10 protein-coding genes and 1 tRNA gene are annotated in these 11,736 nt (G+C 71.4%); 7 read left to right on the top strand and 4 right to left on the bottom strand.

What is annotated here, in order from left to right; all coding sequences use genetic code 11:
• From B9S61_RS31960 to B9S61_RS31950, 3 genes are all read left to right on the top strand, one after another.
• The coding region (locus tag B9S61_RS31960; RefSeq protein ID WP_103545315.1) for a phage/plasmid primase, P4 family at positions 1-1,167 on the top strand (1,167 nt) is incomplete at its 5' end.
• 110 nt (positions 1,168-1,277) lie between these two features.
• Complete coding sequence (locus B9S61_RS31955) at positions 1,278-1,466, top strand: AlpA family transcriptional regulator (protein WP_103545314.1); 189 nt, start codon at positions 1,278-1,280, stop codon at positions 1,464-1,466.
• 68 nt (positions 1,467-1,534) lie between these two features.
• Positions 1,535-2,944, top strand: a complete 1,410-nt coding sequence (locus tag B9S61_RS31950) for a site-specific integrase (RefSeq protein ID WP_103545313.1) — start codon at positions 1,535-1,537, stop codon at positions 2,942-2,944.
• Positions 2,945-3,086: 142 nt separating this feature from the next.
• Here B9S61_RS31950 and B9S61_RS31945 read toward each other — a convergent pair.
• Positions 3,087-3,173: transfer RNA gene (locus B9S61_RS31945), tRNA-Ser, on the bottom strand.
• A gap of 64 nt (positions 3,174-3,237) precedes the next feature.
• Positions 3,238-4,815 carry a S1C family serine protease gene (locus B9S61_RS31940; RefSeq protein WP_103545312.1) on the bottom strand — a complete coding sequence of 526 codons (1,578 nt, stop codon included), beginning with the start codon at positions 4,813-4,815 and terminating at the stop codon, positions 3,238-3,240.
• 288 nt (positions 4,816-5,103) lie between these two features.
• Between B9S61_RS31940 and B9S61_RS31930 the strand changes: the two genes are divergently transcribed.
• The 3 genes from B9S61_RS31930 (at position 5,104) to B9S61_RS31920 (ending at position 8,142) form a co-directional block, all read left to right on the top strand.
• Positions 5,104-5,934 (top strand): glycerophosphodiester phosphodiesterase, encoded by an 831-nt coding sequence (locus tag B9S61_RS31930; protein WP_103545311.1) that lies wholly within the window; start codon positions 5,104-5,106, stop codon positions 5,932-5,934.
• Between the two features lie 177 nt (positions 5,935-6,111).
• Entirely contained in the window at positions 6,112-6,756 is a 645-nt protein-coding gene (locus B9S61_RS31925) for an ATP-binding protein (RefSeq protein WP_103545310.1), read from the top strand.
• Between the two features lie 420 nt (positions 6,757-7,176).
• Positions 7,177-8,142 (top strand): DUF5926 family protein, encoded by a 966-nt coding sequence (locus tag B9S61_RS31920; RefSeq protein WP_103545309.1) that lies wholly within the window; start codon positions 7,177-7,179, stop codon positions 8,140-8,142.
• A 384-nt stretch (positions 8,143-8,526) separates the two neighbouring features.
• On the opposite strand, the gene B9S61_RS31915 is transcribed toward B9S61_RS31920, so the two are convergent.
• Positions 8,527-8,943, bottom strand: coding sequence for a hypothetical protein (locus B9S61_RS31915; RefSeq protein WP_308457803.1), 417 nt, complete (start codon positions 8,941-8,943; stop codon positions 8,527-8,529).
• Between the two features lie 232 nt (positions 8,944-9,175).
• On the bottom strand, positions 9,176-9,841 hold the full coding sequence (locus B9S61_RS31910; RefSeq protein ID WP_103545307.1) for a bifunctional DNA primase/polymerase: 666 nt from the start codon (positions 9,839-9,841) through the stop codon (positions 9,176-9,178).
• Between the two features lie 506 nt (positions 9,842-10,347).
• Here B9S61_RS31910 and B9S61_RS31905 point away from each other — a divergent pair.
• Positions 10,348-11,736 (top strand): PP2C family protein-serine/threonine phosphatase (locus B9S61_RS31905; RefSeq protein ID WP_103545316.1); only part of this gene is annotated, 1,389 nt, incomplete at its 3' end.

Here is an 11,736-nt window from a genome sequence, read left to right as displayed (position 1 = left end):
CGCGACTGGGCACCGACCAAGCAGAAGATCGGCAACCTGCTTGACGCCCTCGGGGCCATCACCCTGCTGCCCACCGACACCGACGCCCCCGCCTGGATCGACGACCAGGGCGACACCGGGCAGGACCACGGCCCCATCGTGGCCTGTGAGAACGGGTTGCTGCGCATCCAGGATCGGGCGCTTCTGCCGCACGGCCCCGGGTTCTTCAACCTGGTCTCCGTGCCGTTCGCCTACGACCCCGACGCCACCGCGCCGACCTGGGAACGGTTTCTCACGCAGGTCTGGCCCGAGGACCCCGAAGCTGTCGCCGCGCTTCAGGAGTGGTTCGGCTACGTCCTGTCCGGCCGCACCGACCAACAGAAGATCCTGCTCATCGTCGGCCCCTCACGCTCCGGCAAGGGCACCATCGCGCGCGTGCTCAAAGAGCTGGTCGGACGGGAGAACCTTGCCGGGCCCACCCTCGCCGGACTGGGCACGAACTTCGGCCTGTCCACCCTGGTCGGCAAGCCCCTCGCCGTAATCTCCGACGCTCGCCTGTCCGGCAACGACAACAGTCAGGTCGTCGAGCGGCTGCTGACCATCTCCGGTGAGGACACCATCGACATCGACCGCAAATACCGCGCGGTGTGGACCGGCAAGCTGCCCACCCGGCTGGTGGTCCTGTCCAACGAGCTGCCGCACTTCGGCGACTCCTCCGGCGTCATCGCCAAACGGTTCATCCTGCTCAGCATGCGCACGTCGTGGCTGGGCAAGGAAGATCCCACCCTGTTCGACCGGCTCACCGCAGAGATGCCCGGCATCCTCAACTGGGCACTGGAAGGGCTCGCCCGCCTCCAGCGCAACGGACGGATCACCGAACCCCCCTCCAGCCGTGAGGCCGTCACCACCATGCAGGACACCGCCTCACCCACCAGCGCGTTCGTCCGCGAACGCTGCACCACCGGACCCGCGTGCACGGTCCCCGTGGACACCCTGTGGAACGTCTGGCGCGAGTGGGCCGAGGACAACGGCGTCCGCCCCGGCACCAAGCAGGTCTTCGGCCGCAACCTGCTCTCTGTCGTCCCCCGGCTCAACCGCACGCGCCCCCGGGACGCCTACGGCCGGCAGGTCGCCACATACACCGGGATCACGCTCAACGCGTCCGAACCACATCCGCCTGAGTCGTGACTCACCGCGACTCAAGCCCCCGCAACACAGCTCTGAGTCGCGGTGAGTCGCGACTCAAAGCAATGTCACTCCAACTCACAGCACCGACCCACACCTTCCCGAGGAGTGAAATGGCCCGCCCCCAGATGCTCAAGCTCCCCGAAGTCCTCACCGAGATCGGCATGAGCCGCACCGCCTTCTACCGCATGCGCGCACGCGGCCAGGCACCCCGGGTCCGCAAGCTCCCCAACGGACAGGTGCGCGTGAGTCGGCGCGACCTTGACGCGTGGTGGGAGCACTGCGAGGAGAACGCCGCGTAGCTCGAAGAACAACCAGCAACCAACCGAGGGCCCTGCCGCACGGCAGGGCCCTCCCTCATGGGAGACGCATGCTCACGTACGACGTAGACATTTGGTCCATCCGCAAGCGAGCCAACCGTCAGAAGCCCTACGAACTGCGTTGGCGCGTCGGTTCGCGCCCGCATTCCAAGAGTTTCAAGCTCAAGCCGCAAGCTGACGGCCGGCGGTCGGAACTGATGACCGCGCTCCGGGAGCGCGAGCAGTTCGACGAGGACACCGGTTTGCCCGCGCGGGAGTTGGCCGCGCTCACGTCGCCCACCTGGTTCGAGCACGCCACCATGTACGCCCTGATGAAGTGGCCGCGAGCCGCCGCCAAGCACCGGGCCGGAATCGCCGAAGCTCTGGCGGTGGTAGTCCCGGCCCTGGTCACCACATCTCGCGGTGCGCCGAAGCCCGAAACGCTGCGAGCCGCTCTCTACCAGTGGGCGTTTCGTGCGGTCCCCGGGCCCGCCGGACGGCTGGTCGCCCGGCACCAGGTCGAAGAGCCCCCGGCAGAGATTCAGGCCGCTCTGGTCTGGATCCGCGAGCGCTCCATGAAGGTGAACGCCCTGGAGAACCCCGCCCTTCTCCGTCCTGCCTTGGAAGCCCTCTCGCTCCGGATGGACGGCAGGAAGGCCGCTGAGAACACCGCGCGTAGGAAGCGCATGGTGCTGAGCAACCTTCTCCGGTACACAGTCGAGGAAAAGGGCCTACTCTCCACGAACCCCCTTGCTCGCGTCGACTGGACGCCGCCGGAGACGGACGACGAAATCGACTTCCGATACGTCCCAGGGCCCGCCCTGGCTCGTTCGTTCATCGACGCCGTACGTGCCACCGGAACGCGTGGCAAGCACCTTGCGGCATTCTTCGGGTGCCTGTACTACGCCGCCATGCGCCCCGCTGAGATCGCCTCGCTCAAGCACGCGGACTGCACTCTGCCGCCCGGATCGGACGACTCGGCAGAGCAGTGGGGCGAGCTGCTGTTGGGAGAGAGCCGACCGGAAGTCGGGGGCGGGTGGACTGACGACGGATCGTCGTACGAGACACGCAGCCTGAAGCGTCGGGCGCGTGGCGCAACGCGGTCCGTACCTATTCCGCCGATCCTCGTGACGATGCTGAGGGAGCACATCACGACGTACGGCACCGCGCCGGATGGTCGGCTGTTCCGCGCCGCCGAGGGTGGGCGGGTCCGTTCAACGGAGTACTGCGACCTATGGGAGAGGGCCCGTTCTGCTGTCCTCTCGGCCGAGGAAGCGGCAACGCCACTCGCCGCGGTGCCCTACTCACTACGGCACGCCGGGGTCTCGCTGTGGATCAAATCCGGGGTGGACCCCGTAGAAGTGGCCCGCCGCGCCGGCCACAGCATCGCGGTTCTGTTCCGCTTCTACGCCAAGATCCTGCGGGGCGAGCAGTCGCGTTCCAATCAGCTCATCGCGCAGGAACTGAACAAGGGGGAGTAGGCCCGTTCCTGGCCCACAGATGGCCCATACGTACTGGTCAACGGTGGGATACGGGCGGGACAGGGTGAGACAGGACTCACGCAGAAGGGGTGCCGCTCCGGAGAGGGGCACCCCTTCTGACCTGCAACGCCTATGACCTGCGCGGAGGCGGTGGGATTTGAACCCACGGTGACATCGCTGCCACGACGGTTTTCAAGACCGTTCCCTTCGGCCGCTCGGGCACGCCTCCCCGCGCCTGCCGGTGATCGGCGGCGCGGGGACAAGGGTAACGGGTTCGGGGTGCGCCGGTGCGGTCAGCTGTCGCCCACGCGGGAGCCCAGGGTGAGTTCCGTGGTGCGCTCCTTGCCGTCGCGCTCGTAAGTGATCGTGACCTTGTCGCCCGGCTTGTGGGTCCAGATCTCGCCGATCAGGGTCGGGCCGGAGTCGACCACCCGGTCGTCGAGCTTGGTGATGACGTCGCCGGGCTCGAGGCCGGCCTTGTCGGCGGGGCCGCCCGGGTCGACGGGCTCGGAGCCGCCCGCGCCCTGCTCGGTGATCTTCGCGCCGCCCGTCGTGTCCTCGAGGGAGACCGACGCTCCGATCTTGGCGTACACCGGCTTGCCGGTCTTGATCAGCTCCTGGGCGACGTACTTGGCCTGGTTGATCGGGATGGCGAAGCCCAGGCCGATGGAGCCGGCCTGCCCCGTGCCGAAGCCGCCGTTGCTGGTGGACTGGATCGCGGAGTTGATGCCGATGACGTTGCCCTGCGCGTCCAGCAGCGGGCCGCCGGAGTTGCCCGGGTTGATGGACGCGTCGGTCTGCAGCGCGCTCATGTACGAGGCCTGGCTGCCGGCGCCGTCGCTGGAGGCCACCGGCCGGTTCTTGGCGCTGATGATGCCCGTCGTCACCGTGTTGGACAGGCCGAAGGGCGCGCCGATGGCGATCGTCGAGTCGCCGACCGCCACGTCGTCGGAGTTGCCGAGGGTGAGCGGCTTCAGGTCCGAGGGGGCGTCGTTCAGCTTGATGACCGCCACGTCGTAGCCCTGGGCGTGGCCGACGACCTCGGCGTCGTACTTCTTGCCGTCCGGGAAGGTCGCCGAGACCTTGCCGCCGTCGACGGCGCCGGCCACCACGTGGTTGTTGGTGACGATGTGGCCCTGGGTGTCGAAGACGAAGCCGGTGCCGGTGCCGCCCTCGCCGCTGCTGCTCTCGGCCTCGATGGTGACCGTGCTGGGCAGCGCCTTGGCGGCCACGCCGGCGACCGTGCCCGGGTCGCGCTTCACGTTGCCGCCGCTGGTGGCCGACGAGACGGTCGTCGAGCCGCTGCTGTCGTTCTCCCTGGCCAGCGTGTAGCCGAGGCCGCCGCCCAGACCGCCCGCGACCAGCGCGGCCACCAGCACCGCGGCGACCGTACGGCCGCGCCCGCCGCCGTTCTTCGGGGCCTGCGGCGGCTGGTACGAGGAACCCCAGCCGCCGCCACCGTGTCCGGCACCGCCGTCGCCGTACGCCGGGGTGGACGGCGGAGGAGGCGGGGGCCAGGAGGCGTCGGGGGCGGACGAGGCGTGTGACCCGGTGCCGGCCGGAGGACCGGCCAGGGCGCCGCCCTGGGGGGCGTGCGGGTCGTGGGAAGCGGCGGGGTCCTGGGTTCCCGGGGGCGGGTTTCCGGGGGCGCCCTGCGGGCCGTACCCGTAGGGGGTGCCGGCCGCAGGGCCCTGCGGAGCCTGACCGTGACTGTCCGCCGCCTGGGCGCCCGCCGACGGGGACGCCGGATCCGGGGCCGCTCCCGGGGCCTGGTGGCCCTGGTGCGCCGGAGCAGCGGGAGCATCCACCGGCGCGTGCGGCGGTGCGGACGGGGCTGGTGGTACCGCGGTGCCCTCGTTCTCGGTGCTCACAGCTTCTCTCCTCGATCCACGGCTGTTGTTCTCGGTCGCACTCGGTCCCGCTCGTTCACGCACGTCCACGAGTCCGGCGCGATGCAGCTGTGCATGTCTCTTTGTATGACGTCAGCTTTTCCCACGGCCCGTCAGGGCACCGTAAGTCGTTCCTGTGGGTCCGGAGCCATTCTTCATATAGGGCATTACTCACGTAAGGTGCGCCACTCCATGCCTCCGACCGGACATCGGCACCGTTCACACCACTCCGGGCACACGTCTACCCGCACTCGGTGGCACCATGACGCGGTGACCCACGCACGACAGCACCCGACCCAAGTCGTCGCGCACCGCGGAGCCTCCGAGGACGCCCCCGAGCACACCCTGGCCGCGTATCGCAAAGCGATCGAGGACGGTGCGGACGCGCTCGAATGCGATGTACGCCTGACCGCCGACGGCCATCTCGTATGCGTCCACGACCGTCGCGTCAACCGTACGTCGAACGGGCGCGGTGCGGTCTCGGCGCTCGAGCTCTCCGATCTCGCCGCCCTGGACTTCGGCTCCTGGAAGAGCCGTGACCCCGCCGGAGGGCCGCGCGTCGAGGAACCCGACTGGGAGCACCGCCCGGAGGACCGGGAGGCGACCTCCGTACTCACCCTGGAACGGCTGCTGGAGCTCGTCTCCGACGCCGGGCGCCGCGTGGAACTGGCGATCGAGACCAAGCACCCCACGCGGTGGGCGGGGCAGGTGGAGGAGCGGCTGCTGCTTCTGCTCAAACGGTTCGGGCTCGACGCGCCCGCCGCTCCCGCGGACTCACCGGTGCGCGTGATGAGTTTCTCCGCGCGGTCGCTGCACCGCGTGCGTGCCGCGTCGCCGGCCCTGCCCACGGTCCATCTCACCCAGTTCGTCACGCCGCGGCTGCGCGACGGCCGGCTGCCCGTCGGAGTGGGGATCGCGGGACCCTCCATCCGCATCGTGCGCAGCCACCCCGAGTACATCGAGCGCCTCAAGCAGTCCGGCCACCAGGTGCACGTGTGGACGGTGAACGATGCGCCGGACGTCGACCTCTGCACGAGCCTCGGCGTGGACGCCATCATCACCAACCGCCCCCGCGCGGTGCTCGACCGGCTCGGCCGCTGACCGCACGGTGATCCCCTGTTTCCACTTCCGCCCCATCCGCCCCAGAAACCGCACGCAGATGTCTTGACCCCGCACACCGGCCGGGCGCATCCTCACATCTCGGCCACACCGATGAAATCCAGCCATACGGCTACAGGGAGTGCTCCGGCGCGTTCGGTGCGTATTCGATCGTTTCGAGTGCGTCACCCCTCATGGATTGGCCGGTTTCCGGTTCAGGCCAATGGGGCATCCACACCGTGGCGTGGGGCGAAGGAGGTCTCGGGGGTGGCGTTGGTGGTGGCACAGGAGGTGCCCACGTCGTCGTGCATGGCCGTACCCCATGGCCCTGCGGGCGTGGGCAAGGCGAGGCACCGGATGCGCACGCAACTGCGCGCCGGAGGCGTGGCGGACACGGTCGTCGACGATGCCGTACTGATCCTTTCCGAGCTGTTGAGCAACGCGTGCAAGCACGGGCGGCCCCTGGGCGAGGCCCTGGTCGGCGACGGTGACGTGCGCGTCGCGTGGCGGGTGGATCCGTGCGGCCGGCTCGTCGTCGAGGTCACGGACGGCGGCGGTCCGACCCGTCCGGCGCCGGCCACCCCGTCGGTCACGGCGCACGGCGGCCGGGGGCTGAACATCATCACCGCGCTGGCCGACGACTGGGGCGTACGCGACGAGGTCCCGGGCGAGGTCACGGTGTGGGTCGTCGTCCACGACGACGTGTACGACCCGGACGCGGGAGCCGCACACCGGCGCGAGGACTTCGCCGCCCGCGTGACGGCTCCCTCCGTCTCCCGCATCACCGGGCTGGAGTTCGCGGACGTCTTCGACGACCTGGACTGAGAACGGCCACGGGCCGGAGACGGCAGGAGGACGGGAGACGGCCCAGAGCTGGGGACGGCCAAGGGCTGTGGACCGCCGGGTGCGGAGGGACGGCCGAGGTGGGTGACGACCTGGCCCAGGGGCGACCCCGGCCGAGAACGGTCACCGGGTGGAGCACGGTCGCCGGGCAGAGGTGACATGGCCGGCGGCGGCCCGACGGCGGAACGGACCCGGCCGACGTCTGCCCGGCGGGGACGGCCCGGACCGGGGACGGCCCGGAGCGAGGGCGGCCGGGCCGAGGGCGGTGGTCTTCGTCCCGGTGCCCGCCGGGCCTGCGGTTGTCCACAGCCCGGCACGTTGTCCACAGGTTCCCGTCCGTTGTGGCGTGAACGGCTAGGCTCGCGCCCGTACGAGACGAGCCGTAACCGGGAGACACCCACGATGGCCAAGAAGCGACCTCAGACGAAGGCCAAGCGCCCGCAGATCACGGACGGGCAGATCCCGGTCGTCGGCGCCCGCGAACCCTGCCCCTGCGGCAGCGGCCGCCGCTACAAGGCGTGCCACGGCCGCGCCGCCGCACACGCCGTGACCGAGCTGGTGCACCGCCCGTTCGAGGGCCTGCCCGGCGAGTGCGACTGGGTGGCGCTGCGCGAGCTGGTGCCGGCCGCCACCGCCGGACTGACGCTCAAGGACGGCCTGCCCGAGGGCGTCCCGTCGGTCACCCTGGCCACGGTGCTGCCGATGGCCTGGCCGGCGCTGCGCCGCGACGACGGCTCGGTCCTGCTCGGCCTGCAGAACGACACCTCCTCCGGAGACATCAGCCGCGATCTCGCCGACACCCTGCAGCGCGCGCTCGCCGCTGACCCGGGCACGCCCGTGCAGGCCCGGCGCGCTCCCGCCGGCGGCCCCCGGCTGCAGGACCTGCTGGCCCCCGAGGCAGCGTTCGAGCCGGTGGTGCACAGCGGCTTCGAATTCTGGGTCCCGGACCCGGAGAACGCCACGCCGGACGTCACCGCTTCCCTGGAGCGGGCCAACGCCGCGGCCATCCCGACCGTCAAGCTGTCGGGCGTGGACTCCGCGTACTGGTGCGAGACGCCCGAGAAGAACCATCTGCGGTGGGTCATGCCGTATCCCGAGGAGCAGCTTCTGGACGCTCTCGCGCGGCTGCACGCGGCGGGCCGCTCCTCCCTCGGTGAGGGCACCCGCCTCGTGGGCTCCTTCCGCGCTCACGGGCTCACCGTGCCGGTCTGGGACCTGCCCAGCGGGGTCGGCGCCGAGGACGTGGAGAAGCCGGCCGCCGAGTTCGCCGAGCGGCTCGCCCCCGCGCTGGACACGGACGCGCCGCTCACCCCCGACGAGCGCCGCGCGCGCGGTGGACTGACGAACCGCCAGGTCACCCTCAGCTGAGCGACCGGCACGCCATGGGGTTCCGCCGGCGGCCGGCCGACGGAACCGCGCCGTCGCGCATCACCGGCCCCATGCGCAACTCCCGGTGCGGACAAGCCAGTCGGTGACCGGAAAAGCCGAGATCGAATTTGCGAACCGCCGATCTCTTGTTACCGTTCCATTAGCCCGGTTGCTGGTGCATCCCCCGTCGCCAGCAACCGGGTCTTTGCGTGCCGGTCCCCGCTCACGCAGTGCGACCGCCGGCCCACCGCCCGTCTCGGGCCGGTCGCCCGTCCGTCTCGGCGGGTCCGCCGTCCGCCCGCACCGGTCCCCCGCCCGCCGTCCGCCGCGCGGGGGCCGTGTCCTGGTCACCGGCATGCCACCGGAATCACCCGCCCCCGCTCGTCAGTTGCTCCCGGAGCGCAGCAGCAGACGCCCGGCTCCGGGGCGGTCGGTGAACTCGGCGACCGCCGCGTACCGCGCGAGGCCTGCCCGTCCGCGCTCGCGCGGCGTCTCACACAGGGCGGGCTCGTCCCCGGCGTCCACCGCGCAGTGCGTCAGCACGGTGCGGCCGCCCGGCCCCATGAGGCTCAGCGCGGCGGCCCGGCCCCCGCCCGTGGTGTTGCGGTAGTAGGTGCGCGCCCAGACGTCCTCACCCCGTGCCATCACACAGGTCTGTGCCTCGACGCCGTCGGGTGAGGAGAGCGCGGGACCGCAGCGCACGGCGGTGTCGACACGCGGCCCGGACGGCTGCGGGCCCCCGGCGGCCGTGGTCCGCGCCCCGCCGTCACCGCGCACGGCGGGACGCGGGCCGGGGCTCACGGAGGCAGCGGCGGGGTCCTCGGGCGCGGGCTCCGACGCATGATTCCGGCCGTCCCGGCCTGCGGATTCCACCGCCGACGGCCAGGCGATCGCGCAGGCTGCCACGATGCCCGCGAGGGCGAGCGGACGGACTCTTCGGCTGGGCCGGGCCCGGCCCCCGGCATGACGCGGCATGCCCCGGGAAGATAGCGTCCCGGGGCAGTCGGCCGGGCGCGCCGCGCGCCGGTGCCCGCTACATCTCGGGCGCGCTCACACCCGTACGGGTGAGGGCCTCGACCACGGCATCCACCACCGCTTCGACACCGGGCACCCAGGGCGAGGCCGAGCCGGGCAGCGGTGCGCGCTCCCAGCGGACTCCGCCCTGCGCGGTCTCGGACGGGGGCAGGGCGAGGTAGCCGCCCTCACCGTGGAACCGGAGCGAGCCGGGGACGAAGTCCTGGGCGTACAGCAGCTCGCCCAGCTGCTCCATGGAGTACGGCCGCACCAGGATCGACCAGCGGGTGGGTGCGGCGACCACCGGGCCCAGCCGCATGCCCCGGTGGTCGAGGGCTGCAAGGGCACGGGCGGCCGGCAGGGCGGGCAGGGAGACCGCGCACGGGGCCCTGCCGCCGGTGGCGAGGATGATGGGCGCCGTCGGCCTGTTGTCCCACCACCAGCGCACCATGCGCGGGTCGGTGGTGGCGGCGAGAAGGCCGGGGTCGAACGGGTGGGCGCCCGGCACTGTGCATTCGGGGTCGGGGCAGCCGCAGCGGGACCGCCCCTGCGGGTCGGCCGCCACTCCGGGAAGTACGGGCCACTGCCATTGCGCGGAGTAGGTCAGGGCCGCGCCGATCAGCTCAGGCCCTCCCTCACCGCGTCGGGACAGGAGCCTGCGTCGCCTTCCGAGGATCTCGCGCATGAGCGCTCGTTCCTTTCCGTTGCACGCCTGGCAACACCGTGGACCACATCACGTCATGTGTCGATCACTTCACTGTGCGTACCTGTTGGCGCATCACACCCCCGCGCCGGGCAGGGGGAACCCCTATGGGCCGAACATGGGCTGCCTCCGCGGCCGTTCCAACCCATACTGCGTCTATCAGAAGTACGGGCGTGGCGTGGGGGTGGCGAAGTCTGGCATTTGCCGTCGCGCGTGTTTCTCTCCGCCTCCGCCACGGGAGGATGGGGCACGGTCGTCGGTGGTTAAGACGCCCGGGTCCGTCGCCAGGTTCCCGAGCGGTTCCGAACCACCCCTGGCCTTCACCGAGTACGTACCCATCACGACCGCTGTGACGCTTCCGTCGAGCAAGGCCAGTCGACCGCAATACGCCTCCCCCTGAGGCAGTTTCAAGCCAACTTCGCTTTTCGGCAAGAGGTCTGCGGGGAGTTCCCTTCAGTCTCACGGACACCAGGAATCCCAGCAGGACAATGCTGGACATCTCCTCACGAGTACGTGTACATGTGGAGACACTGCCGGCGACGCAGAATGACATGGGGGTTTGCGATGCTTTTGAGCAGTACGTACCGGTCGGAAAGCCGGACGCCATGAACGCTCCGCACCCTTCGAAAGTGGCCGGAATCGATTCGACGGTTCCCGCACCCGCACACACTGTCGCGTCCGTCACGGGTACCTCTCCCGCCCCTGCGGCAAACCCCCAGAACGCGCCGGGCGCGCTTCTCCAGGACCGTCTCGCCGGGTGGGTCTCCGACCTCACGACCCTTCACGAGCTCACCGAACGCCTCGTCTGCGCGAGCACCCTCGACGACGCGCTCCAGGAACTGCTCCGCGCGGGAGCCGCACTGGTCGGGGCGCGGCGCGGTCTCGTCGCCCTCGAACCCGCCGACGGACTCGGTCCGGTCACCACCATCGGTCTCGGACTGGCCCGCGCGGACCTCGGCCACATCGAGACGGTGCCGCGCAGCTCCCTGGCGTACGGCAGGATCCTGGACGGCCTGCCCGGCGCCGGCGACGGCATCACCGAGCCCGATCTGCTCGCCGAGGAGGGGCTCGACCCCCGGCACCGCGAGGTCGCCGCCCGCCTCGGCTACGCCGCCAGCTTCGCGCTCCCCCTCACCACCGCGGCCACCGGACAGCTGGGCGCCGCGGTATGGCTCTACGACGAGCCGGCCGAACCGTCGGAGCGGCAGCGCCACCTCGTCGGCCTCTACATCCGCCAGGCCGCCGAGCACCTGGCCCGACTGCTCGAACTCGAACGCACCCGCTCGTGCATGGCCACGATGACGGAGGAGCTGCTGCCCTCCCGCCTCCCCCGGGTCGCCGGCGTCCAGCTCGCCGCGCGGCACCGCACCTCCCCGCGCGGGGGCGGCGACTGGTACGACGCGCTGCCGCTGCCGGACGCCGCGCTCGGTCTCGCCGTCGGATCCGTCACCGGGTCGGGGCCCAGCGCGGTCGCCGCGATGGGCCGGCTTCGGGCGTCGCTGCGCGCGTACGCCGTGATGGAGGGCGAGGACCCGGTCGCCGTCCTGTCCGACCTGGAGCTGCTGCTGCGGCTCACCGAGCCGGCCCGGTCGGCCACAGCCCTGTTCGGCTACTGCGAGCCCGCGCTCCGCCGCATCACGCTCGCCGGGGCCGGACACAGCCCGCCGCTGCTGCTCGGGGACCGCCGTACGGAGTTCGTCGAGACCTCGGTCTCCGCCCCGCTGGGCATGCTCGCCTGCTGGGAGGCGCCGAGCGTCGAGGTGCAGGCGGAGCCGGGGGAGACCGTCCTGCTCTACACCGACGGGCTGCTGCACCGCACCGGCGACCCCACCGACCGCGCCTTCGCGCGGCTGCACGCCGCCGCGGCCACGGTGCCC

Source organism: Streptomyces sp. SM1 (assembly GCF_002910825.1).
Taxonomy (GTDB): domain Bacteria; phylum Actinomycetota; class Actinomycetes; order Streptomycetales; family Streptomycetaceae; genus Streptomyces; species Streptomyces okerensis.
Note: the sequence above shows the minus strand (reverse complement) of the source record. Positions and strands in the feature narration are given on the sequence as shown.